The organism is Paenibacillus sp. FSL R10-2734, from assembly GCF_037963865.1.
In the GTDB taxonomy this organism is placed as follows: domain Bacteria; phylum Bacillota; class Bacilli; order Paenibacillales; family Paenibacillaceae; genus Paenibacillus_AQ.
Genome location: NZ_CP150170.1, coordinates 2,134,211 through 2,158,331, shown reverse-complemented (window position 1 = coordinate 2,158,331; position 24,121 = coordinate 2,134,211). Strand labels below are relative to the sequence as shown.

The following is a 24,121-nucleotide window of genomic DNA, read 5'->3' as shown; positions in this document are numbered from 1 at the left end:
CGGGCAGAATTGCGTTCTTCGCTTAACCCACTACAATATTTACAAGCTTGCCAGGAACCGCAATAATCTTGCGTACGGTTTTACCTTCTACGGCCGCACTCACATTCGGAAGTGACAGCGCGTGAGCTTGCATTTCTTCCTGACCCATATCCAGCGGAATCAATGCGCGTTGCACGATTTTACCATTCACCTGAATAACGATTTCAACCTCAGCATCTACTGTCCATGCTTCATCATAAGTTGGCCAAGCCACGTAGCTGATACTTCCTTCGTGACCAAGCAGTTGCCACAGCTCTTCGGCAATATGCGGCGCCAGCGGCGACAACATTTGTACAAAGTGTTCTGCAGCTTCATGAGACAACGTCTCTTGCTTGTAGGCATCGTTAATAAAGATCATCAACTGGCTAATCGCAGTATTGAAACGCAGATGCTCGAAATCCTCAGTGACTTTCTTAATCGTTTTGTGCCAAGTACGTTTGAATTCGTCCGTACCACCATCTGCTGTGATTTTGGAATTGAGCTTACCTTCCTCATTCACGAACAGGCGCCATACACGGGACAAGAAACGGTGAACCCCTTCAACACCTTTTTCATTCCAAGGCTTAGTTGCTTCCAGAGGGCCCATAAACATTTCATACACGCGAAGTGTATCTGCACCGAAAGCTTCAACAATCTCATCAGGGTTGATGACATTTCCGCGTGATTTACTCATTTTTTCATTATTATTTCCAAGAATCATACCTTGGTTAACCAGCTTATGGAAAGGCTCTTTCGTTTCCACTACGCCGATATCATAAAGCACTTTGTGCCAGAAACGCGCATAGAGCAAGTGAAGTACGGCATGCTCCGCTCCACCAATGTACAGATCCACTGGAAGCCATGCTTTTTGCTTCTCTGGGGAGCACAGCTCTTGATCGTTCTTCGGATCAATATAACGCAGGTAATACCAGCAGCTACCCGCCCATTGCGGCATGGTGTTCGTCTCGCGGCGAGCCTTCATACCTGTCTCTGGATCGATTGTTTCTACCCACTCGGTTACATTCGCAAGTGGAGATTCCCCTGTACCCGAAGGTTTGATCGCATCTACATCAGGCAATACCAACGGCAGCTGGTCAACCGGAACGGTCTTCATTGTACCGTCTTCCAGATGCAGAATTGGAATCGGCTCTCCCCAGTAGCGTTGACGACTGAACAACCAATCACGCAGACGATAAGTTACTTTACCTTTACCTACGCCCTTCTCTTCCAGCCAAGCAATCATCTTTGCAATTGCCTCTTCATTCTTAAGTCCATTCAAGAAATCAGAATTGACATGCGGTCCGTCTCCGGAATACGCCTCTTCTTCAACGTTGCCACCTTGTACGACTTCCACGATATTCAGGCCGAATTGTTTAGCAAATTCCCAGTCGCGTGTATCGTGACCTGGAACCGCCATGATCGCACCCGTTCCATATCCAGCAAGTACATAATCCGCAATCCAGATTGGTGCCTTAGCGCCATTCACAGGATTGATTGCATACGCACCCGTGAATACACCGCTCTTCTCTTTAGCCAAATCTGTACGTTCAAGATCGCTCTTATGGGAAGCTTTCACACGATATTCTGCAATCGCTGCACGTTGTTCTTCTGTTGTAATGGCATCAACCAGTTCATGCTCTGGTGCTAATACGCAGTAGCTCGCTCCGAACAACGTATCTGGACGCGTTGTAAACACGGTCAGGCTAGCGTCGTGACCTTCAATTTCAAAGTTCACCTCTGCACCTGTGGATTTGCCGATCCAGTTGCGCTGCATATCCTTGATGCTCTCAGACCAATCCAGCTCTTCCAGATCTTCCAGCAGACGCTCAGCGTATTCAGTAATTCTCAGAATCCACTGACGCATCGGTTTGCGAACGACCGGATGTCCTCCACGCTCACTTTTACCATCAATAACTTCTTCGTTGGCAAGTACTGTACCCAGTGCCTCGCACCAGTTAACAGGTACTTCTGCTACATATGCCAAGCCTTTGTTGTACAACTGGATGAAAATCCACTGCGTCCATTTGTAATAATCTGGATCTGTAGTGCTGATCTCGCGATCCCAGTCGTAGGAGAAACCCAGCGATTTGATCTGACGACGGAAATTATCGATGTTCTTATCTGTAAAATCACGTGGATGCTGACCCGTATCCATCGCATACTGCTCTGCAGGAAGTCCAAAAGCATCCCAGCCCATTGGGTGCAGCACGTTAAAGCCGCGCATCCGTTTGTAGCGGGATACGATATCCGTTGCTGTGTAGCCTTCTGGATGACCTACGTGCAGTCCTGCACCTGAAGGGTACGGGAACATATCGAGTGCATAGAAATTCGGTTTGGTTGGATCTTCACCTGTCTTGAAACTTTTGTTCTCATCCCAGAACTTTTGCCACTTAGGCTCAATAGCCTGCGCCCGGTAACCGCCGGCAGGTATGCTGTTTGTTTGATTGTCGCTCATTGTCTGCTCCTCCTTGGAGTGTAACTACTTAGTTTTCTTAAGCTAGCATAAATGCGTCCGGTGTCCTTATAAGGACACTAAGCGTCGTTTATGCGAGAAATATAAGACATGAAGTATTTCGTGAAACCTATACCCTCTTATATTTACAAAAAAACCTCCCATCCCTAGCGTATTATCGCTAGGGACGAGAGGTTATAATTCCCGTGGTACCACCCTAGTTAGCGGCTGAATATACTTTATTCTGCCACTCACTTTGCACCCTTTAGCGGGGGTGAGGCGACGGCGGTTCACCTTAGGAGATCCGTTAAGTCTAATGGATATCCTGAAACTTGCGCCGTTACTCAGAGGTGAGTTCACTCCGTTCCGTTAACCGGCTCGCACCTTAGTGCCGGCTCTCTGCAATAACGGTATAGAATTAATATTCCTCATCATCGATCAACTATATATACTGATGGTTCATCAGTAATATTCCCCAACATTATATACAAAACTATTGACTATAGTCAATGTTTTACCTTTTTAGACAGGCTTTCTTTTAATTAAATACGTCATAAAGTGTTGAATAACGACTTTTGCAGCCGCGAAGAACGGTACAGCAAGGATAAGTCCTATCATGCCCGCCAATTCCCCGCCAACCAAAAGTGCAAAGATAATGAGCAGCGGATGCAGGTGCAGCTTCCTCCCCACCACCTGTGGAGATATAATATTACTCTCCACAATTTGGCATACAGTGTTCACCACTGCAACCAGTAGCACTAAACGAAACGAGACTGTCGAGGCCATCACAATAGCTGGCGCAGCCCCCAGGAAGGGGCCCATATACGGAACAATATTGAACACTGCCACTACACTAGCGAACAATAAGGCGTAGGGCATTCCGATGATGGCATAACCGATATAGGCAAGCACACCTATGATAATGCAGACCAGAAACTGTCCACGAATGTAGTTGCCAAGTGCATCATCGATATCTTTTAACAAGGTAACAATGGACTTACGGCGTGCGCGGGGCAGACAAGAGACTACCGTCCGCTCAAACACGTCAAAATCCTTCAAAATATAGAACACTAGAAATGGCACGATAAAAGCATTAAATAGCACATTAATCGTTGTCCCTATATTATCGAGAAAATTAGATATCCCTTCTGCGAGACGACTCTCCAGTTGAAAAAACCAATTATTCATCCCCATCTCGACCCCGGGTGGTATGAGTCTTGAATTCATATGTCGCATCAGCCCTTGGGCTTGCAGCGTCATTTCTGGCAAATGTTCATTTAACTCTTCAAGCTGCTCGATAAACATCGGGATAAGGTTAATAGCGATCACTGCAATCGCCGTTAGAAATACTGCATATATAAGCAGAACAGCTACACTACGTGGCATCTTCCGTCCTGCCAGCATACTAACGACGGGATTCAGCACGTAGGAAATAATCATAGCTGCCAGAAATGGAGCGAGGATTGCCTTTAAGAATACAAATATCCCCTGCAGCATCGGACGAAGCAACCAAACAAAATACAAAATGATCAGGGAGAGCAGCACTCCGATCATCCAGCGGAACCATTTACTTTGGGACCATTGCTCCATGAGTGTACCCTCCTGCGGTTATAGCCTGGACTAGCTTCGTAAATAAGTATATGTATGGCCGCAGCAAAATAACCATCAAGCACACAAAATAACCCCAAAAAGTGAGGCCTTTCCTTCGATGCTGATCCAGATACTTTGCGGGGAGCCCCCAAAATAGCCCCACAAAGTGAGGCCTTTGCCTCAAAAAAGCGCCAATAACCCTACAGCTGATTTCAGCTGAAAGGAAATTGACGCTTAAGTACATAGAACAGTCTCTCTTACAAAGCAAGATTCATAGTTATGACGATGCATGAATTTGCGGGAAATCCTGAGTCATATCATCCCCGGAGAACAGATCGTCTAGCGAACTGAGTGTGCCGTCTTCTTCAACCTGATAAACCGACATTTTCTCACCGTTTACCGTCAATTCGATGAAACAGCCCCAGCAATAGAACTGGTGGGAACCGATCTTTCCGATATCTTTAGAGTTGCAGTTTGGACACTTCATATAATACATTCCACCTATCCGTTAACAATATTAATGGCTTTTTGTAGCCGTTCTTCGCTCATCGCAGGAACCATTAAAGCATTCTCACCAATGGACATCTCGTCAGAACAAGGCAGCCATTTGCGGCCTTCGATCAAATCAGTCACAAGCCCGTCACTGATTTCCAGCGCTCCTATTGTGTTTCCCAACTTTTGGTCAAAATAAACATCCGATATTCGTCCAAGTATAGTTCCAGTTGTAGTTAGTACTTTCAAATCCTTAAGTTTGTTCTTTCCTAACAGAAAAGTACAAGGTATATGATCGGCATCTGTCTTATCAATCGACTCTTTACTACGAATCATGACAGCATCCTCGCCGTAGGCAACAATATCTTTCCATGCCACAAATTTCACATGGCCACCAAAAAAAGATTTGCTTTCCAGTTCAATACCCGTAATATTCCAGTTTGAATCGAGTAGGATATCGACAATCTTGCCGATGTCATTCCCCTCTTCAACTTCATATACAGCCAAGCCGATCAGATCTTGAAGTCTCATGGCTGTCTCGATCCCCTCACTTTGAGTGTACTTACGAGTTCGCAGAAAGCCAAAAGCCCGAATCGTCCCGATACAGATCGAAACCTAGAGTAACTAGTCTCATTTACGTAGACGATTCAAAATGGTTTCAACTTTTTGAGCAACGTACTCGATTTCTTCAGTAGTATTACCCAAACCGATACTAAATCGAATCGCAGACTCTAAAAAATTTTGGGGAAGTCCCATTGCCTGCAGAACATGAGATATTTCCAGCGATCCTGACGTGCAGGCTGAACCACTCGCTGCCGCAATTCCCGCCATATCCAGGTTCATCAGCATAACATCTGTTCCAGCCCCAGGAAAGCTCAAATTCAGAATACTAGGTAAAAAATGCTCGGGATTACCGTTAAGCGAATAACTCCCCCGCCCAATCAGGGCATCCAGCTCTTCTAGCAGTCTATTACGCAGGAGCTTCACATTCTGCTGACGCTCTGAAAGGCCCGTAACCGCTATCTCAACAGCTTTGGCAAATCCGGCAGAACCCGCTAGATTCTCTGTTCCAGCACGTCTGCCGCGCTCCTGAAGGCCTCCATGAAGTCTTGGATGCAGCGGGGCTCCGCTTCGAACGTAGAGACCTCCGATCCCACCGGGCCCATTGATCTTGTGAGCGGTAAAGCTCATGTAATCTACGGGAAGCTCCCTTAGTGTAATAGGCAGTGCACCTAGAGCTTGTACAGCATCAACATGGAACAGAATTCCTCGCTCTCTAGCGAGCTGACCAATCTCCTGAATCGGCTGAACGGTTCCTACTTCATTATTGGCATACATTACACTGATTAAGATCGTGTCTTCCTGCAATGCTGCCTCTACGTCTGCAACGGATACTCGGCCTGTAGTATCCACCGGAAGATATGTAACTTTGAACCCTTCCTTCTCTAGCTCTTCGCAGGTATGTAGCACTGCATGATGCTCTATCTGGGTGGTGATAATATGTTTTCCTTTATGGGAAACTGCAGTCGCAGCTCCATAGAGCGCTAAATTGTCACTCTCTGTGCCGCCTCCAGTGAACACCCACTCTTCTGGCGCACAGCCCAAAAAGGCGGCGATATTATCGCGCGCCCCGTTCAATATTCTTTTAGCTGCACGCCCGAACTGATGTACACTAGACGCATTTCCGTATTGTTCTGTCATTATATTCAACATGACCTTAGCCACCTCGGGATGAACCGGGGTTGATGCGGCGTGGTCCAAATAGATGGTTTTCATATTCATTTCTCCGCTTCTAGGGTTTAGGAAACTAGTTCTTTACTATTAAATTATACCGCGCGAGAAGTGAGTTTTCCACAAGCTAAAGAACACAATATTGTAATCTTTTCCCTTTTAAAGCTAAGATAATGCCAGCCAATTCTCTTCGGAGGTTACCTCTATGCCATTTTTTCTAAGTAAAGCTGTAGTAACGCCATTTCCAGCTATTTTCTTCCCTCTGAATTCCCCATTATAAATCATGGTGCTGCCGCAGGAAGGGCTGTTTTCCTTAAGCACTACCATCGTAGCTGAGACTTCTTGGGCTTTTTCAAGCGTAATATAAGCACCCTTTAAATACATATCTGTAACATCTGTACCTGATCGATCCACTACTTTAGCCGTCCCTGCCAGTACATCTTCGCCATCCCCACCAATGATTTCTGCCGGCTCTCTTGGCGTAGAGAATCCCCCTAGTAGCTCCGGACACACTGCAATGGCTTTATTCTCATTCAAAAGCTTCTGGATCGTCTCATCCAAACAATCCGTTCCATTATATCTCACTTTCATACCAGCTAGACAAGAGCTTACGAGAATCATCTATGAGCACCACTTTCGTCATTCATTCTGCTTCGTTTATAATAAGACTCAGGCGATCATTGGTCGTACAAGCTAAGAAATATTTCGAGCATAACATGCTAAATTTAAGCTGTAAACTGAGCGAGCTTCTAATCTACTGACTGGGGAGTGTAAATAATGTGCGGACGCTATACAATAACCGTCACTATGGAAGAGCTGATGGTCAGATATTTTGCGAATGATTCAACCATTGTCCACTATGCTCCTAAATATAATGCAGCACCTATGCAGCAGGTTCCGGCAGTCATTAACACAGGCTCCAGCAATAAGCTTGGAGAACTGCGCTGGGGTCTGGTTCCTTCATGGGCTAAGGATGACAAAATAGGGAGCAAGATGATCAATGCCCGGGCAGAATCACTACTAGAAAAGCCTTCTTTTAAGCGATTAGTAAGCTCACGCCGCTGTATCATCCCTTCTGATGGCTTCTACGAATGGAAGGTGCAGGGCAGCAGCAAACACCCCATGCGGATCGTGATGCGAGATGGGGGTATTTTCTCCATGGCCGGATTGTATGATATTTGGATGGACCCGGAAGGGAATAAACTAAGTACCTGTACGATTATTACGACTACCCCGAACGATCTTATGGCTGAAATCCATAATCGCATGCCGGTTATTTTGAAGCCTGAGGATGAGACAGAGTGGCTGAGCCGGGGCAATCAGGATGCCAATTCACTAATGAAGCTTCTAAAGCCTTATGATCAAAATCAAATGAGAGCCTATCCGGTTTCCACAGCTGTTGGAAATGTTCGGAATGATACGAAGGATTTAATTGAAGAGGTACAAGAAAAATCATCTTAACCCTGCGGGTTACCCGCAGAGTTAAGACTAGCGCCGCTCGATCTTAGACCTACGTCTCATCAATTGATGAGACATACGTAGAAATCTATCAGCATACAGCTCTGAGGATAAGTTATTTCGGATATGCCACTCACCATTCATCCTAATCCTGGTCCGTAGTGCTGGATCATGCATTAAGGATAAAGCAGCATTCACAGCTTCATCCAGCTGCCCTCTGTTGTATATTTTTCCAGTGTGATTATTAATGACAAGTCTCCGAATACCATCTGAATCCGTAGTAAGTACAGGACAACGACACAGCATCGCCTCAGCTACCGCGTACCCAAATCCCTCGAGAATAGAGGTGGAACAGAGCAGACCTCCCGAATCACCAATCATGCTCAAATAATCTGCCATTTGCTCATGAGGAATATTTGAATGGGAAATCAAACGTGAACCAATCCCAGTCTCGGCTACAAAGCGTTCAAAGCTCTCTTTTTGCTCCGGCTCAAACAAAGTATCGTCCTGAAAAATCCATAAATAAAGCTCGGGATGGATCGCCAGCAATCTTTGTCCGATTTGCAGAAATTCTCTCCAATTCTTATTCGTTTGAATTCGTCCCACCCAGCCGAGGATTGGAAAGCTTTTCGTAGGATAATTGGTATATCCAAACTGATTGCAGTCGATCGGATTGTCAAAGCAAAATTGAAGAATGGATGGAAATCCACTTTTAAAAAGTGTCTGCAAATGGCTTGTTTCTGGATAGAGCAATGCATCGGTTAGCTTGTGAATCCGCTCATTAAAATTACTAATGACTTGCTCCGCTTCATCTAATGTCCCTAAGCCCTGCACCTCAAAAACAAGCGGCCCTTTGTAACCAAACTCTCTGAACCTCTCTGCTAAAAAAATATCCGTGCACACTACAATCAAATCAAAGGCTTCCCGAATGAGCAATCCCCTGATCTCGTCATCACTATTGGTAATATGTGTTTGAATGTTAGGGATATTTTGTTGTCCCTTTCCAGGGTGTGTATACAACAAATGGCACTCTACACCGTGTTCATGTAACGCTTGGCAGCGCACTCGGTTCAGGGTTTGCATGCCTCCACTCGGGTTGTAGAAGGTGAACAAAATCTTCATTACGATCACTCATTCGCATATTATTTTAGGAAAAATAGATCTTCAACAGATCATACAAATCTGTACTTCGAAACAGCTCATTGTAGTAGTGAGTTTTAGTCGATGGGACATGTCTGTGCCGAAATCCAATTAAGCTATGATCATCCGTATAATAATTGGAGATCGTGTCCCCACCGGTAGTAATCAAAGCTTCCAGCATGTATTCAATATCGAGGGCTCCAATAAAAATTTTCGGACCTAAAACTAACGTATAGGGAGTGGATAAGTGCTCTAACGCTCCACAAATCGCGTGTGACTCTTTAACTCCAGGCATCCAAGCGAATTCAGTGGCAGGATGAGGTATCGTGCCCAGGAGAGCAGATGGTTGACGCGTAGATGATAAATCCAGCACCCGGCACTCATAATTGCTATACGTCTGCTCATACAGATTCTCTATTCTCGCTATTTCCTCCGCACCAGCATTCACTACAGGAAATAAAACGGTAAGCATAGCAGGAATCCCTCTACGGAATCGCGCCTGATGGCGGGTCAAGTGATAGGTGTATCTCCATCTGCGATGATTTTCAGTGGAATGTAACTGTGCAGATACGCTGAAAGTAGAGTCCACTCGATAATTAACCAGCTCCACGGGGATATAGCGAATCTCACAATGTTCAGCCATTCTCAGCCAATAATCATAATCCTCCACCGGTTCCATTCCGTACCCTCCAACAAGCTTTGCAACCTGTGATTTGTACATAAAAGAAACACCGATAAGCGAGTAATCCAGCAATTTCACTTTTGGCTGTGACTGATAATTACGCTGAGTAGCCAGTTGATGTTCGTTATGAAGTAGGTTTCCCTCATTATCAATACTTTGAAAAGAGCTGTATACGATCCCTAGCTCCTGCGGTCCCTTCACTAGCGTACTTCGAAGGATTTCAAGGAAACGGGGTTCATAAACATTATCGCTGGAGACCCAGCTCAAATACTGAATACTGGGATCGCAAAACAAAAGATCAAATCCCGTATTCAGTGCATGTGCTATACCCCTGTTTTGTACATACGAGATAATAGTCACCCTCGGATCATCGGAAATTATTGATCTCACAAGCGGTTCCATTTCTGGCGCACCATCAATCACAATGACCAGTCGAAATTCGGTGAAGGTTTGGCGCAGAACAGACTCCAGAGCTTGCCGGAGAAATTCCGGCTTTTGGGTATACAAAGGCATAACTACCCCTACATCCGCCATGATTTTTACCTCTCTCTACATTGGAGTATAAGATTAGTATATTTAAATTCCATCTTTGTGCCTGTGTGAATGCCCTAAGAGGATTTATTGCGCCTAAAAAAGCAGCGATCACCCTAGTCCTTCCGGGGATCGCTGCTTAATTTTTTCCATTAATTAATGTTATACAGGTAAAGAAAGTGCGGTAATCTCAGTTAATTCAGATTGAAGTACTCTCTGATCGGTAACAAGATTTCCAAACTCATCCAATCCGTACATAGAGCATACTACATTTGCTAATGGATAAGGGGTACTTATCTGAACCTCGTAAGACACATTCCCCGCAATGAAGAACTCTCTAATATCGGAACTCATTGCTGGAACATAATAACCTGTGACATAAAGCGGGGTAAGTGCAAGCGTTGAATACGGTACGCCAAAGACTTCAACGACCACCATTGCGTTTGCGTTGCTAGTATTACGAACACTAACAGCCACATAACTTGCTGCAGTTCCTGTTGCTCTTGTATTTGTAATAAGACCAGTGGTATAAGGCATTTTCTCACTCCTCCCTTGTTTTCTATCAACTTATTCGAAAGAATGCCGGAAGTTGTGAGGCAAGAGGAAGGGGAAATGCGTGGATTAATAGCTAACTAGACATGTACACAGTTTCTTTTCCGCTAGTTACATATCATAAATCGAAGAATAAAAAGGAGGGGTGACAATGACAAATTTCAATTTCCAGGTTACGACGGGTTTACCACCAAAGTTCGAACCTTATATCGCTGTGAATCTGCTCATTCCCGGAATTATGATCGCAGTAGCTGTCGATACTACGACCGGAGTTCCATTAATAGGAATGTATCGCTCGCTAGATGGCGGTGCAAACTGGTCGCAATCTTTACTGCCTTTGCCGCCAGGATTTACTGGAGCCGAAGCGCCTGCTGTTGCGTATTCCTTTCCCAATACATTTGCCATTTCTGCACATGCATTTCCCGGCGCTTCAGATGGAACGACTATATTCTATATTTCCACCGACAACGGTACTACTTTCAGCAGTCCTGTAATTGTAAGCAGTGGTTATGGCACCTACATTAATAATGACGAAACGAATATCACAATCGACGTTGGACAATCTAGCCCATATTTAGGAAACATCTATGTTTCCTACAATCATCAGTTCAATGTAGCTAATGGAGGTAATTCAACAGCATTCCTTAGTCGGTCCCGAGATGATGGAGCCACATGGGATACCCCAGTTCTACTATCCAGCGAAGCAACTCAAGTAGAACGTCCCGATGTTGCGGTGGATTTGATAGGTACGGTGTATGGCGCTTGGGTTACAACAAACCCTGAATTCCGATTTGTGATCCGAACCTCTTTGGATGGCGGAACGACGTTTGCTGCCCCTGTCCTCGTATCCACGATCGTGCCTGTACCCATAGTTTTACCAGTTCCGGGCTATGCTTTCCGAGTCTTAACATTTGCCAATGTTTCAACTGATCGATCGGTTGGCCCCTTTACTAACCGGGTGTATACCATCTGGCAGGATTTCCGCCAAGGGTATTCTGATATCTTCATGTCCATTTCAAATGACAGGGGCATGACTTGGAGTGCTCCGGTCAGCATTACCGGTGCTCCAGCAGGATCTCAGAACTTCTTCCCAGCGATTGATGTCGATCCTTTGACTGGCGTAGTAAATGTGATCTATTACAGCAACCAAGTTAATGGATTCTTACTAGATGTATACGTAGCACGTTCCATTAACGGTGGTCAGACATTTACGAATACCAGAATAACAAATGTATCCTTTGATCCGAATGCCGGCGGTGTAGGACCTGTAACCTTAATCGGGGATTATATTGATATCACTTCCGTTCCTCCTGGCGGGTACATCGGGGTATGGACGGATACGAGTCCAGGGACGCAGACTATATTTGCAGGGTATTCCGATATAGTTATCACATAAATGGAGATCTTATTATATCTATAAAGCTAGACTTATCATTCAATAAAAAACGCATGGCCATCTGAAATGGCTCTGCGTTTTTTCATGTATAACTTTATAGCTATTTATCCGCCAGTATCGTAAATTCCCAGGGGATATTTTCATTATTCCATCCACGATGTTCATCAAACTTGCGTAGTTCGAACCCTGATGCAACAACCGAATTGATAATGTCGCTCAGAGTGTACAATCGAATGGAGACATCAGGAAAATCGAGCTGTTCCTTTTTGTCAAAGGAACCTTTATACGCCACATCTCCATTTCTTAATTCCGTATCAAAATAGTTTACTTCTCCATGGGTTAAGATACATTTACTTAGGGGATGAAAATCACTTAGAATCATTTTCCCGCCATCCTTCAATAAACCATAAAGAATAGTCATAAACATTTCGAGATCGCCGAAATAATGCAATATCCCTCCTTCTAAATATAGGATGTCAAAATATCCTCCGAACTTCTTCAGATCTATATCATAAATATCAGTGACAATATAATCTATTGTGGTATTTGCGCATTCAGCCAGTTCTAAAGCATACTTTCTATTTTTCTCAGAGATGTCGAATACAGTTACCTCTGCTCCTAATAATGCTAACGGAACAGCTTTTCTACCATTTGATCCACAAAGATTGGCAATCCTTTTCCCTCTGACATGTTCAAAATGGTCTTTATGCTTTTTAAGAGATGCTCTTGGATTTTCTAATATCTGATTTGCTTTTTCCTCAGGAGAACCATCTCGTTTATTCCAAAACTCATACGCTCGATATTCCCATGCCTTTTTATTTTTTCTACCTTGCTCATTCAATTTGGTTTCCCCTCTCTGTTCACGAGTGCTTAAAAAAAGAACGCCCCTCATGGACGTTCCCTAAATATCTTTATATGCCAGCTATGCATTTACACTTTCTGTTTTACGATCCTGCCGTGCATGTAATGTTTTCATTGCAAATCTAGCTATCGGCTGCGCGACCAATAGTTCAATCCAAAATGCTATACCAAAGTTTCTAGGCCAGATGTGAAGGAAGTTTTTTAGTGGATCAAGACTTATATGTTTTGTCCCCACCCATGTACCAATAATCGATAGTAAAATCGACAACACCGAGACATTTAATAATGTGTTCAATAGAACCCTAGCATTAAATCCATCGGTTTGTCCTATGAATTTTGGCATCACTTTCCCTACAATCGGTCCTACAACTAATCTTACGGATAAAATTACGATCATCCACATAAACGGAATAATCTTTAGTGTATCTAGATACACTTCCTTACTGAAGCCGCGTTCCAACCCCACAATAATAGGCGCAATAGTGTTTACTGAAATGATTGAAATAATGAGTAAAAATATTATACCTTCTTTTCCATTTCGGGGCAGTCTTGTGTCTCCATGCATGTTTGTCATCTCCGTGAATAAAATTTCAGATGGCAGACGTATCATGAGACATATATTTTTGGCCCCATAAAAAAGACCAATATCTCTACACACTGATCTAATAATTATAACATTTTCCCCAAATAAATGTCAGACCTTCTACTAGAAAATCAATTAAATATCTACACCTAAGCTTAAAAAAAAAGAAAAAAAGTCCTCCCCAAATTTCTCGAGAAGGACGCGTTAAAGCTATTTGTACAAATAGCTTTAGATATAAAACATATAGTTATCAGCCAAACTATCTTCTTTATAATTTATCAAGTCATGCAGCGTTGTGGAATCCAATACGTCGGCAATGCTGTCGCGAATGCGGAGCCATAAATCCCGTTTTGCCGCATCGTCTTCTTCAGTGAAATCCACAGGAGAAATTGGACCCTCTAGTACACGAATGATGTCACCCGCTGTGATAGCACTGGCCTCACGTGATAGAATGTATCCGCCGTATGCGCCACGAATACTTTTTACAAGTCCTGCGTTACGCAGAGGAGCAATTAGTTGCTCTAGATAATGCTCGGAAAGTCCGTTTTTCTCAGCGATACTCTTAAGTGAGGTTGGTCCTTCACCAAATTTCAGTGCAAGCTCCATCATAATTGTTAGTCCGTAACGTCCTTTGGTTGAAATTTTCAAAGGGGCACCTCTTTCGGTTTAGTTTCTGATTATTGTATACTATTGATTCGGTAAGTCATTCGATTGTCATATCAAGGTATTCCGATAATTACTCTTAGTTTATGTTATCATATTCGAAGTCACAAATGAAATGGCAAACGAAACATTTTGCAAGAATGTTCACCCCTGGTGGACATTTCTCTATTTTCAGCCGCTTATTTTAGGGTTTACAGTAGACAGGTATGGTATAATACATTTTGAGCCGGGTGTTCCATGAATGACCGGTATTTTGGGTACAGAAATGGTGATTACGATGACAAAAGCAAAACAAGACACCCGTGTCGTCGTCGGCATGTCCGGAGGGGTCGATTCCTCCGTCACGGCGCTTCTGCTCAAGCAGCAGGGCTATGACGTCATCGGCATCTTCATGAAAAATTGGGACGATACCGACGAATTCGGAGTATGTACGGCCGAAAGCGACGCAGAGGATGTTCGCCGCGTATGCGAGCAGATTGATATTCCTTACTATACCGTTAATTTCGAGAAGGAATACTTTGACAAAGTATTTTCTTATTTTCTTGATGAATATAAGGCCGGCCGGACGCCAAATCCAGACGTCATGTGCAACCGAGAGATCAAGTTTGGAGAGTTCCTGAACAAAGCCCTTCAGCTTGGTGCCGATTATGTGGCTACTGGACATTATGCACGTGTTATAGAAGAAGATGGTGTGTACAAGCTGCTCCGCGGTGTAGACAACAATAAGGACCAGACCTATTTCTTGAACGCGCTGGGACAGTATCAACTATCTAAAGCGATGTTCCCAATTGGTCATCTACCAAAACCGGAAGTTCGGAGAATTGCCGAAGAAGCTGGTCTCTATACTGCCAAGAAAAAAGACAGCACAGGCGTTTGCTTCATCGGTGAACGTAACTTCCGTGAATTTCTTAGCCAGTATCTGCCAGCACAATCGGGTGATATGGTAGATATAGCAACTGGAGAAATCAAAGGCCGCCACGATGGACTTATGTACTATACATTGGGTCAGCGTCAAGGCCTTGGCATTGGTGGCTCCGGTAACGGCGAACCTTGGTTTGTAGCTGAGAAAGACCTTAGCCGCAACATTCTTTATGTAGTTCAAGGAGACAAGCACCACAGCCTGTACTCCACTAGTCTGATTGCTTCCGGTGTTAACTGGATTAACGGGCAAGAGCTTGGTAAGGAGCCGCTAAAATGCACTGCGAAATTCCGGTATCGCCAGCCTGATCAGGGCGTAACCCTTACCGCACGGGAAGATGGAACGATAAACGTAGACTTTGATGTTCCGCAAAAAGCGATAACGCCAGGCCAAGCCGTTGTCTTCTATCTCGGTGAGCAATGTCTCGGCGGCGGCACGATCGAATACGCTGAAAAGGTTGTTCCTTCAGCACAAGCTTAAGTGTAGCCAGCAACTCACAACATCAACCCTAACTAACATACGAAAATCTATGGAATAGCTGTATTTAATACAGCTATTTCTTGTTTTCAGAATCCCTTTTCGATTTAGTTGTATTCCGTACAGTTGAAATCACCTAATATCTTTAATTGTCTGTACTCTCAGATAAATAGATGTATGAAATACAGTTATATTTCGTTTTAAGCTCTAACCCGAGGTTTTAGTTGTATAAAATACAATTAAAACCTCAATTTAGAGCTAGAAATAATCAATAGAACAATTCAAGAACAAACAAAAACAGCAGTTCAGGGATCTCTCCGTGAACTGCTGTTCTTTTTTCAACTAGTGTATTAATTTAACTCGCTCTATTCCTAACTTACTGAGCTACGACAGATTTTTCTGCAGAAACCGCAATGTCGTTATAGTAAAGTCCAGTTCCATCACCAATTCCATAATTCAGTATACGGTTGTTTACCGGAACTAGGGCCGCACGATAAAGTGTAGGGAATACAGGAATCTCGTTAACCATAAACTGTTGCCATTCTTTATAGATCTCTTTACGTTTATTTACATCGAATGCAGCCTCGGAGACCCCTTCGGCCATCAAACGATCGTTCTCTGCACTGGAGTAACGTGAGAAGTTAAAGATTGCGTCTTTACCATAAAGACCTGTTGGGTCAACATCAATCCCTACAGTCCAAGCACCTTGGTAAACATCCACAGAAGGATCATCCTCACCATTTTGTCCAACACGATCATAGAACGTATTAAATTCTACCATCTCCAAAGTTACATTCAGACCAATTGCTTTCCAGGATTGTACATAATATTGAGCCAATGGTTCAGCAATGTCCGATCCGGTCATCGAGATGAAATTAATCTTCAGCTCACTGCCATCCGGATTCGTTCTAAATTCACCGTTAAGCTTGTAACCAGCGTCATCCAAGATCTTCTTAGCAGCTTCTGGATCAAAAGGTACACCTGGATTAGAAGCATCATGGAATTCCGGATGGGAAGGTGGAATTAAAGTTGTCGCATTCCAGCGAAGACCACTATAGAATTTCTTACCCACTGTATCATTGTCTACAGCAGCCCACATTGCTTTACGCAGGTTCACATCCGCCATTTTAGCTTTAGGATCGGTAGCAACAACTTTTTTCTCTGCATCCCATTTACCTAGCTTAAATCCAATATACGTATATGCACGGTCAACAGCACCGAGATACTCGACATTTGACATTTTTGCATTATCTGGGAATTGATCAATAGGGAAGGCATCCACCAAGTCAACTCCACCAGACTTCAGTTCTTGCACAACAGTCGTTGGGTTGATTACCTTCAAAATTACTTTATCCAGTTTAGGTGCGCCGCGCCAGTAATCTTCATTCTTAACGAATACTACAGACTCACCAGGAACGATGCTTTCCACTTTAAAAGCTCCGAAACCAATTGGCTTTTGACGAACTTCAGGGGATGAGGAGATTTTGGCAACATCCATGCCACCAAAGATATGCTTAGCTAATGGATAAATCCATATGCCACCCGTTAACAGGGAAGGTGAAGATTTAAGATAAGTAATTTGCAGCTTCTTCTCACCCAGTACTTTAATACCAGAAATGGTCTTTGCTTTTCCGGAGTGGTATTCTTCCATACCTTCAATATTCGTAAAGTCAGAGCCGTAACGTGGACCATCATATTTCGGATTACCAATAACCTCATGCGCGAACAGCCAATCTTCTGCTGTCACTGGCTTACCGTCCTGCCAGTTTACATTGTCGCGAATCGTAAAGGTAAAGGTCCGTCCATCTTCTGCTACTTCATAAGTTGCTGCACCATCATTCGTGTATACATAGTCTTTGTCCCAAGTTAACAAGCCCTCATCGAACCAATTCAGCACTTCAGCATCTGGAGCTCCAGAATAGAAGTTCAAGTTCAAGGTACCTTCAAATGGACTGTCGGAAACGAGTCCAAAAGTAATCGTTCCGCCATCAATAGCTTCACCTTGATTAGTCTTAATGTTACTGAAATCTTTAATGTTATAAAGTCCGTCTTCTGCTTCAGGCGCTGCCGTCGCTTCTGCGGTTTCCGCAGGGGCACTGGCACTTGGTGCAGCTGTTGACTCAGCCGCTCCGTTGTTGTTCTTGGAGCCACAGGCTGCAAGGGCGAACAACATTACAAACATTAGTGAAACTAGTAGTGCCTTTGAACGGATGGGTTTTCTCATTTAATCATTTCCTCCCTTATTATCCTTTTCTTTGTCTTGCGTCGGTCGCACGTTTGAGCGCTTGACCCACATTATTTATACTCAACATCAATACTAGGATCAGCAGTGATGCGGGTAACCAGATCCACCATCTGAACTCAAGCGTTTGCGGATTTCTCGCGTAGCTTACTAGAGTACCCAGACTGGGTGTACTTTCTGGAAAACCAAAACCTAGAAAGGATAGGCCTGATTCCAATCCAATATTAGCTGCCAAATTTAAAGTCATCGTGACGATAATGATTGAGCTTAAGTTCGGCAGCACTTGTGTGAACATAATTTTAAGATTGGAGGAGCCTAGGGTCTTAGATGCCTGAACGTAATCCAGTTCCTTCTCTTGTAACGTCTTGGAACGAATTAACCTGGCAATCCCCATCCATAGAAAGGCAGTCATAATAAAGGAGAAGGTTAACGTATTGTATTTAGGAACTGCACTTACGAAAGCTATAACAATCATTATAAAAGGCAAAATCATGAAGAAATCTACAACACGCATCGAAATATTATCTACCGTTCCCCCAAAGTATCCAGAGAACAGGCCAACTAGTATACCGATGATTCCCGTAAAAAAAGTAACCATAAAAGCAATCGACATGGAATTTCGTGTGCCTATAATTAATTGACCGAATACATCTCGTCCTCCATAATCAGTCCCCAGCCAGTGTACAGCCGAAGGCTTCTCATACAGGGCGAACAAGTCAACCGTAACAATTTCTTTTTGATCTAAAAATAAGGAAATTCCATACACAGCGGCAATAATCGCAAATAGGAAAATCAGTGAGACCAAAGCCAGTTTATCCCGCACGATCTCACGCCAAACAATTTTGAAGCCTGATGGACTTTTATCTGTTTCCTGCAGCAGAGCTATCTCTGCGCTTGTCTTTGCCATTTCATTCACCTCAAAGTGTTCATCTTCTTATTTAATCCGGATACGCGGATCTACGATACTTAATATGATGTCTGATAACAACGCACCGACGATGGCAGCAATCCCATACAGAAGAACGAGAGCCGTTACTACGCTGAAATCCCTTATCGTTATCGAGCTGAGAAACAGCATACCCATACCCGGATAGCTAAAGATACTTTCAACGAACACCGTTCCGCCAATCAGTCCAGTAATCTCATACCCGAAAAATGCAGCGATCGGCAATAAGGAATTTCGCAAAATATGGCGGTTGTAGACGCGTGACTCTGAAGCTCCTTTGGCTCTTGCTGTGAGAATAAAGTCCTTTTGCTTTGTATCAATGATCTCATTCCGCAAATATTGTACTGTCCCCACCGTTGCAATGAGCGCCATAGATAACGCAGGCAGAAGCAGATGGTAAATTTTACTCCAGAAGTGACTTAGCGTACCCGGAACTTCTCCAGGACTGACACTACCGCTAGTAGGAAACCAATGAAAGTGAAAACCGAAGACCCAAACCATTAAGAGGGCGAAAATAAACAATGGTGCAGCAAAACCAATATAGGTGTATCCAGTAATTAGCCGGTCCAGCCATGAATCATTGTAACGACCGCTAATAATACCAAGTGGAATAGCAATAAGATATGTAAGGATCAGCGTGACAATCGCCAGCCAAAGGGTATTCATGAGACGTTGACCAATAAGCTCAGAAACAGGCATTTTGAAACGGAAAGACTGACCAAAATCACCTTGTATCGCTTTCGTGATCCAGTCCCAATACTGGATGTACCATGGATCATTTAAGCCAAGCTTTTCTCTCATCGCTTCGATTGCCGCAGGATCAACATTCGGATCAAGCATCCCTGATAACGCATCTCCCGGCATCGCCTTCGCCATAAGAAAAACAAGAATACTTAACAGAAATATTTGAGGAATCATAATAAGAATTCTACGAACGATAATCTTCCACATATTCTCAACCTTTCTCAGGCAAGGCTACCAGATGAGTCTCGGAAATGGATTTCAATGGATAAGGCATGCCTTCTTCATCAAAATAATTCCGGTGCGCTTGTTCATATTCCATACTTACTGATTTCCTAAACTCCGTCTGCTTCTCTCTTTGCTTCGGATCAATATCAGGAATGGCAGCAATAAGACGTTTAGTATAAATATGCCGAGGATTGTCAAAAATATCTTTAGCAGTGCCTTGCTCCACATGACGTCCTTTATACATAATCCCAATGTGATCACACATATGTCTGATGATCCCGAGATCATGACTGATAAACAAAAAAGTAAGATTCAGTTCTTTTTGAATATCCTGCATAAAATTCAGCACCTGTGCCTGTACGGAGACATCCAGCGCAGAGACAGGCTCATCCGCAATAATCAACTTCGGTTTGAGTGCAATCGCTCTTGCAATTCCGATCCGCTGCCGCTGGCCTCCCGAAAATTCATGCGGATATTTAAGGATGTTCTCAGGGCTTAAACCTACCTGCAAAAGTAGTTCCTGCACGCGGCGTTTTTCTTCCCCCGGAGACATTTTTTCGAAATTACGCAAGGGTTCAGCAATAATATCCAGCACACGTTTCTTAGGGTTTAAGGACGAGTATGGATCCTGAAAGATCATCTGAATGTCTTTGCGCACATTTCTTTGCTTACGTACACCTTTTAAAGCTAAATCCTGTCCTTCAAAAATAACACTGCCGCTAGTAATAGAATTGAGTCCGATGATCGCACGGCCTGTAGTCGTCTTACCGGAACCGGATTCACCAACCAAACCATAGGTTTGCCCTGCTTCAATGGAAAAACTAACATTGTCTACAGCTTTGACCTCACCCACTTCTTTTCGGAAGATGCCTCCGTGAATCGGAAAATGAACCTTTAAATCTTTAACCTCAAGAAGTCCCATTGTGGCTTGCCTCCTCGTTAGTATCAGGGAAATGAAAATTGTTATGACAGGTGCAGCGAACGAAATGTCCGGGTGCAACTTCATGCAGCTGTGGATTTTCCTCATGCTCCCATTCAGGAATCCAAGGCGTTCGAGCTGAGAAACGACATCCTTTACGCGGAAGATTCTGTAGTGGTGGGACGATTCCCTGAATCACATGAAGTCTGGATTTCTCTTCTTTAACAGTTGGAATGGAATTCAATAAGGATCTTGTATACGGATGCTTCGGATTAGAGGTTAACGTATAAATATCTGCAATTTCTACAATTTGCCCAGCGTACATGACCGCAACCCGGTCAGCCATTTCGCTCACAACCCCTAGATCATGAGTGATTAGGATAATGCCTGCTTGCATATCGTTTTTTAATCTTTTAATTAGTTCAAGGATTTGTAATTGAATAGTTACATCTAGTGCCGTAGTCGGCTCATCGGCGATCAAGAGCTTGGGGCCATTAGCAATCGCAATCGCGATTACAACCCTCTGCCTCATTCCACCAGATAGTTCGTGGGGGTACTGCTGATATGTATGTTCGGGACGGGAGATTCCAACCTTGGTCAGAAGATCAATGACCTTCTCTTTCCTCTGTTTCTTTGAAAGCTTGGAATCATGCAAAATGAGTACTTCTTCAATCTGTGAACCGATAATCATAAGCGGATTTAAAGCGGATAAAGGATCCTGAAAGATCATCGACATCTCTTGACCTCGCAGTTTGTTTAAAGCGGCCGGGGACATGTTAACGATGTCCTGTCCCTTGTAATTAATATGCCCGTCTATTTTTGCTCTGGTGTGCAATCCCATGATCGAAAAGGCGAGCGCACTTTTTCCAGAACCAGACTCTCCAACAATAGCAAGAATCTCATTTTTACGAACGGACAGGGTTACATCATCTACTGCAGCATAATAATCATCTGCGATCCTGAACGATGTCGATAAATTCTTGATTTCTAGTAGTTCTTCGCTCAAATTAATCCCCCTAACAGCAATAATTTCAAAATTTGCATAGTGAAATATTATGTAAATTTTGATATAAATAATTTTCATTTTCATGAAACATATCAAAACATGAACTGTTAAGATAATTAACACCATTAAGGATACTATAAGTAGTTCCATCGGATTTAAAAATTGTTTTCCCGTAACTTTGTAGTTCATTTTAATTAACTTATGGTAAATTATCAATCTTTTCCTATAAAAAAAATTTCAATCGATGTGATTAAAAGTAACGCAGACAACAAAAAAACGGCTCTAGGCCGCCTTTTTTTGGAATAAATAATTTTGTGAATGTATTAAATTCATTTGCTTTTCAGTATGAAAATGGAAGGTATTACAGTCACTAGCGGGCTATTGTTCCGCCCTAAGCCGTTGATTGTGACGAATCTTAATTTCATTTCCTTGCTCGGTCGCTTGATAAAAGACACGCTGAGAAATCTCCTTAGGCAGATACTCCTGTTTCACATAATGCCCCGGAAAATTGTGCGGATATTGATACCCCTCATGCCCTAGCGCAGCTGCGCCTTTATAATGCGTATCACGTAAATGCAGCGGCACCTCGGCGGATTTAATCTCATCCATACTCGCCATTGCATTTGAAATCGCAGTATAAACCGCATTAGACTTCGGACTCTCTACCGCAAACAGGATCGCTTGGGCAATATTAAGCTTCGCCTCTGGCCAGCCATTATTCCGATAGGCTTCAAGTGCACTCACCGCTTGAACCATAGCCTGGGGGTTCGCCAATCCAATATCCTCGCTGCTGGCCGCAATCAGACGACGAATAAAAGTCATCGGGTCCATCCCAAGCTTCTCAACCGCATATAGAAACCAGAACAACGCGGCGTCACTAGATCCACGAATGCTTTTATGAAAAGCAGACAGTACATCATATTGCGTCGATTCATCAGCCTTCACAATGGGGCGCCGAATCGACTCTTCCGCCACCTCTAGCGTGATATGCACACTTCCATCTATCTGTGGAGCAGTAGTTAACGCAGCAAGCTCCAGGGCATTTAGCGCCCGCCGAATATCTCCATTGGCCATGGTAGCAATATGCTGCAAAGCATCTTCATCGACCTGAAGCTCCATGAATCCAAGCCCTCTATCCTTGTCCGCTAAAGCCCTGCGCATCGCCACCAAACTGTGTTCACTCGTTAGCGCCTCCAGCTGAAACAAGGTAGAACGGCTCATAAGCGCTCCGTTAACGTAATGGAATGGATTCTCCGTAGTTGCGCCAATAAATGTAATGGTTCCTTTTTCTACAGCAGGCAATAGTGCATCCTGACGCGAGCTGTTAAAACGATGTACCTCGTCCAGAAACAGAATGGTCTTGGAGCCATATAGTGTTTTATTATTTTGAGCTCGTTCAATGACTTCCCGAACATCCTTCACGGATGCTTCCACCGCATTCAGGCGCACGAATTCTCCTTGCGTGTGATGAGAAATAATATGAGCCAGTGTTGTTTTGCCACATCCAGGAGGTCCATAGAGCAAAATCGAAGAGACCTGGTCTGCCTCAATCGCTCTTCTTAGCAGCTTTCCCCGACCTATAATATGTTCTTGACCAATATATTCATCCAGATTCTCCGGTCTCATTCGGTCGGCAAGCAGCCGTCCGCCCCCGGTGTCCTCTCCCATAGAAAACAAATCCATAACTCCACTTCCTTGCTATATTCTTGTAAAAGCACATTGTAAAGCTCTCTCTATCATACCATTTTTAAGTACCAACAAGCTAAAACGCCTTCGGCATCCTCTTTAGAAAAACCTCACCTACGGCTCGGTCCTTAATAAATTCAGCCGCTTCATCAGAGGTAAGGGGACGACGGATATGGATCCAATTTGCAATCTCCGATAATCGGACTCAGGCGCCCTTATTTCGAAGATTTAGGGTGTTTTTTCGTGCTATCGGACTCAATTGCAGCTATTCCCATAAATATAACCCAATATCGCGCAAATCCGGTGCAATAAGTGCTATACTGTCCGATACTAGCGCATAATGACCCGAAAATCACAAATAGCTGCATCTGGGTCCGAAATGACCTTTTTACCGTGTCCGCTCTATTGACTTAAGCACATCCAGTCCGGAAACACGAAATAAAAAGAGCATGATCTCGTCTTAGAAAGGCGGGAGCCATGCTCTTTTTTCAAATTATAAGCTAGCAATTTACTGCCAGCCGCATTTTTGATATGATTTTACGAATGCTTTCTTCCGACAGATGATACTTCTTCTGAAGCTCTGCTACGGAATCACCGCTTCGATGACAACTGAAAATTTCCTTATTACGATTCGCTATTTCTTTCCTCGTACCACTATTCTCGCCCCATCGAACTCGCTCTTCCGTCCTCTTTGGGATGTAGAGCAGTTCACCTTGGATGTATCCCTGAAGCTCTTCTAGCAAGCCAGGGGGGAGCACATCCTTCCCATTTACATAACTCAACTTGCATTTCCTCCTTCAACAGGTGT

Annotated in this window: 22 protein-coding genes; 3 read left to right on the top strand and 19 right to left on the bottom strand. The window is 43.7% G+C overall.

Going from position 1 to position 24,121, the window contains the following annotated elements; all coding sequences use genetic code 11:
* Nucleotides 1-22: 22 nt before the first annotated feature.
* The 6 genes from leuS to NSS67_RS09480 form a co-directional block, all read right to left on the bottom strand.
* Nucleotides 23-2,473 (bottom strand): leucine--tRNA ligase, encoded by a 2,451-nt coding sequence (gene leuS, locus NSS67_RS09505; protein ID WP_339319312.1) that lies wholly within the window; start codon nt 2,471-2,473, stop codon nt 23-25.
* 519 nt (nt 2,474-2,992) lie between these two features.
* A complete protein-coding gene (locus NSS67_RS09500; RefSeq protein ID WP_339319311.1) occupies nt 2,993-4,060 on the bottom strand; it encodes an AI-2E family transporter in 1,068 nt (355 codons plus the stop codon).
* Nucleotides 4,061-4,337: 277 nt separating this feature from the next.
* Nucleotides 4,338-4,547 (bottom strand): hypothetical protein, encoded by a 210-nt coding sequence (locus NSS67_RS09495; protein ID WP_036677557.1) that lies wholly within the window; start codon nt 4,545-4,547, stop codon nt 4,338-4,340.
* A 14-nt stretch (nt 4,548-4,561) separates the two neighbouring features.
* On the bottom strand, nt 4,562-5,083 hold the full coding sequence (locus NSS67_RS09490; protein WP_339319310.1) for a PRC-barrel domain-containing protein: 522 nt from the start codon (nt 5,081-5,083) through the stop codon (nt 4,562-4,564).
* Nucleotides 5,084-5,182: 99 nt separating this feature from the next.
* A complete protein-coding gene (locus NSS67_RS09485) occupies nt 5,183-6,328 on the bottom strand; it encodes a cysteine desulfurase family protein (RefSeq protein WP_339319309.1) in 1,146 nt (381 codons plus the stop codon).
* A 120-nt stretch (nt 6,329-6,448) separates the two neighbouring features.
* Nucleotides 6,449-6,904 (bottom strand): DUF523 domain-containing protein, encoded by a 456-nt coding sequence (locus NSS67_RS09480; protein WP_339319308.1) that lies wholly within the window; start codon nt 6,902-6,904, stop codon nt 6,449-6,451.
* Nucleotides 6,905-7,060: 156 nt separating this feature from the next.
* On the opposite strand from NSS67_RS09480, the gene NSS67_RS09475 reads away from it, so the two are divergent.
* The gene (locus NSS67_RS09475; RefSeq protein ID WP_339319307.1) at nt 7,061-7,744 is read left to right on the top strand and encodes an SOS response-associated peptidase; all 684 of its coding nucleotides are present in this window, start codon (nt 7,061-7,063) and stop codon (nt 7,742-7,744) included.
* Between the two features lie 27 nt (nt 7,745-7,771).
* Here NSS67_RS09475 and NSS67_RS09470 read toward each other — a convergent pair whose 3' ends face one another.
* The 3 genes from NSS67_RS09470 to NSS67_RS09460 all read right to left on the bottom strand — a co-directional run bounded on the left by NSS67_RS09470 (nt 7,772) and on the right by NSS67_RS09460 (nt 10,631).
* On the bottom strand, nt 7,772-8,863 hold the full coding sequence (locus tag NSS67_RS09470; protein WP_339319306.1) for a glycosyltransferase family 4 protein: 1,092 nt from the start codon (nt 8,861-8,863) through the stop codon (nt 7,772-7,774).
* Nucleotides 8,864-8,888: 25 nt separating this feature from the next.
* A complete protein-coding gene (locus NSS67_RS09465; RefSeq protein ID WP_339319305.1) occupies nt 8,889-10,097 on the bottom strand; it encodes a glycosyltransferase in 1,209 nt (402 codons plus the stop codon).
* Between the two features lie 159 nt (nt 10,098-10,256).
* Nucleotides 10,257-10,631 (bottom strand): hypothetical protein, encoded by a 375-nt coding sequence (locus tag NSS67_RS09460; protein WP_339319304.1) that lies wholly within the window; start codon nt 10,629-10,631, stop codon nt 10,257-10,259.
* A 166-nt stretch (nt 10,632-10,797) separates the two neighbouring features.
* On the opposite strand from NSS67_RS09460, the gene NSS67_RS09455 reads away from it, so the two are divergent.
* Entirely contained in the window at nt 10,798-12,042 is a 1,245-nt protein-coding gene (locus NSS67_RS09455) for a sialidase family protein (protein ID WP_339319303.1), read from the top strand.
* 100 nt (nt 12,043-12,142) lie between these two features.
* On the opposite strand, the gene NSS67_RS09450 is transcribed toward NSS67_RS09455, so the two are convergent.
* The 3 genes from NSS67_RS09450 to NSS67_RS09440 form a co-directional block, all read right to left on the bottom strand.
* A complete protein-coding gene (locus tag NSS67_RS09450) occupies nt 12,143-12,883 on the bottom strand; it encodes a class I SAM-dependent methyltransferase (RefSeq protein ID WP_339319302.1) in 741 nt (246 codons plus the stop codon).
* 81 nt (nt 12,884-12,964) lie between these two features.
* Nucleotides 12,965-13,468: a hypothetical protein gene (locus NSS67_RS09445; protein WP_339319301.1), complete on the bottom strand. Its 504-nt coding sequence runs from the start codon at nt 13,466-13,468 to the stop codon at nt 12,965-12,967.
* A 246-nt stretch (nt 13,469-13,714) separates the two neighbouring features.
* A complete protein-coding gene (locus NSS67_RS09440) occupies nt 13,715-14,134 on the bottom strand; it encodes an Rrf2 family transcriptional regulator (protein ID WP_339319300.1) in 420 nt (139 codons plus the stop codon).
* Between the two features lie 292 nt (nt 14,135-14,426).
* On the opposite strand from NSS67_RS09440, the gene mnmA reads away from it, so the two are divergent.
* A complete protein-coding gene (mnmA, locus tag NSS67_RS09435) occupies nt 14,427-15,548 on the top strand; it encodes a tRNA 2-thiouridine(34) synthase MnmA (RefSeq protein ID WP_339320553.1) in 1,122 nt (373 codons plus the stop codon).
* Between the two features lie 373 nt (nt 15,549-15,921).
* On the opposite strand, the gene NSS67_RS09430 is transcribed toward mnmA, so the two are convergent.
* From NSS67_RS09430 to NSS67_RS09400, 7 genes are all read right to left on the bottom strand, one after another.
* Nucleotides 15,922-17,769, bottom strand: coding sequence for an oligopeptide ABC transporter substrate-binding protein (locus NSS67_RS09430; RefSeq protein WP_339319299.1), 1,848 nt, complete (start codon nt 17,767-17,769; stop codon nt 15,922-15,924).
* A gap of 19 nt (nt 17,770-17,788) precedes the next feature.
* Nucleotides 17,789-18,694: an ABC transporter permease gene (locus NSS67_RS09425; RefSeq protein ID WP_339319298.1), complete on the bottom strand. Its 906-nt coding sequence runs from the start codon at nt 18,692-18,694 to the stop codon at nt 17,789-17,791.
* A 27-nt stretch (nt 18,695-18,721) separates the two neighbouring features.
* A complete protein-coding gene (opp4B, locus tag NSS67_RS09420; protein WP_339319297.1) occupies nt 18,722-19,684 on the bottom strand; it encodes an oligopeptide ABC transporter permease in 963 nt (320 codons plus the stop codon).
* A gap of 4 nt (nt 19,685-19,688) precedes the next feature.
* On the bottom strand, nt 19,689-20,624 hold the full coding sequence (locus tag NSS67_RS09415) for an ATP-binding cassette domain-containing protein (protein WP_339319296.1): 936 nt from the start codon (nt 20,622-20,624) through the stop codon (nt 19,689-19,691).
* Complete coding sequence (locus tag NSS67_RS09410) at nt 20,611-21,627, bottom strand: ABC transporter ATP-binding protein (protein WP_339319295.1); 1,017 nt, start codon at nt 21,625-21,627, stop codon at nt 20,611-20,613. Before NSS67_RS09410 ends, NSS67_RS09415 begins: the two co-directional genes overlap by 14 nt.
* Before the next feature lie 378 nt (nt 21,628-22,005).
* The gene (locus NSS67_RS09405) at nt 22,006-23,310 is read right to left on the bottom strand and encodes a replication-associated recombination protein A (protein ID WP_339319294.1); all 1,305 of its coding nucleotides are present in this window, start codon (nt 23,308-23,310) and stop codon (nt 22,006-22,008) included.
* A 503-nt stretch (nt 23,311-23,813) separates the two neighbouring features.
* On the bottom strand, nt 23,814-24,095 hold the full coding sequence (locus NSS67_RS09400; protein WP_339319293.1) for a CD3324 family protein: 282 nt from the start codon (nt 24,093-24,095) through the stop codon (nt 23,814-23,816).
* Between the last annotated feature and the right edge of the window lie 26 nt (nt 24,096-24,121).

Coding starts and splice junctions, on each gene's coding strand:
- leuS (WP_339319312.1), bottom strand. CDS start 2,473: ATGAGCGACAATCAAACAAACAGCATACCTGCCGGCGGTTACCGGGCG.
- NSS67_RS09500 (WP_339319311.1), bottom strand. CDS start 4,060: ATGGAGCAATGGTCCCAAAGTAAATGGTTCCGCTGGATGATCGGAGTG.
- NSS67_RS09495 (WP_036677557.1), bottom strand. CDS start 4,547: ATGAAGTGTCCAAACTGCAACTCTAAAGATATCGGAAAGATCGGTTCC.
- NSS67_RS09490 (WP_339319310.1), bottom strand. CDS start 5,083: ATGAGACTTCAAGATCTGATCGGCTTGGCTGTATATGAAGTTGAAGAG.
- NSS67_RS09485 (WP_339319309.1), bottom strand. CDS start 6,328: ATGAAAACCATCTATTTGGACCACGCCGCATCAACCCCGGTTCATCCC.
- NSS67_RS09480 (WP_339319308.1), bottom strand. CDS start 6,904: ATGATTCTCGTAAGCTCTTGTCTAGCTGGTATGAAAGTGAGATATAAT.
- NSS67_RS09475 (WP_339319307.1), top strand. CDS start 7,061: ATGTGCGGACGCTATACAATAACCGTCACTATGGAAGAGCTGATGGTC.
- NSS67_RS09470 (WP_339319306.1), bottom strand. CDS start 8,863: ATGAAGATTTTGTTCACCTTCTACAACCCGAGTGGAGGCATGCAAACC.
- NSS67_RS09465 (WP_339319305.1), bottom strand. CDS start 10,097: ATGGCGGATGTAGGGGTAGTTATGCCTTTGTATACCCAAAAGCCGGAA.
- NSS67_RS09460 (WP_339319304.1), bottom strand. CDS start 10,631: ATGCCTTATACCACTGGTCTTATTACAAATACAAGAGCAACAGGAACT.
- NSS67_RS09455 (WP_339319303.1), top strand. CDS start 10,798: ATGACAAATTTCAATTTCCAGGTTACGACGGGTTTACCACCAAAGTTC.
- NSS67_RS09445 (WP_339319301.1), bottom strand. CDS start 13,468: ATGCATGGAGACACAAGACTGCCCCGAAATGGAAAAGAAGGTATAATA.
- mnmA (WP_339320553.1), top strand. CDS start 14,427: ATGACAAAAGCAAAACAAGACACCCGTGTCGTCGTCGGCATGTCCGGA.
- NSS67_RS09430 (WP_339319299.1), bottom strand. CDS start 17,769: ATGAGAAAACCCATCCGTTCAAAGGCACTACTAGTTTCACTAATGTTT.
- NSS67_RS09425 (WP_339319298.1), bottom strand. CDS start 18,694: ATGGCAAAGACAAGCGCAGAGATAGCTCTGCTGCAGGAAACAGATAAA.
- opp4B (WP_339319297.1), bottom strand. CDS start 19,684: ATGTGGAAGATTATCGTTCGTAGAATTCTTATTATGATTCCTCAAATA.
- NSS67_RS09415 (WP_339319296.1), bottom strand. CDS start 20,624: ATGGGACTTCTTGAGGTTAAAGATTTAAAGGTTCATTTTCCGATTCAC.
- NSS67_RS09405 (WP_339319294.1), bottom strand. CDS start 23,310: ATGGATTTGTTTTCTATGGGAGAGGACACCGGGGGCGGACGGCTGCTT.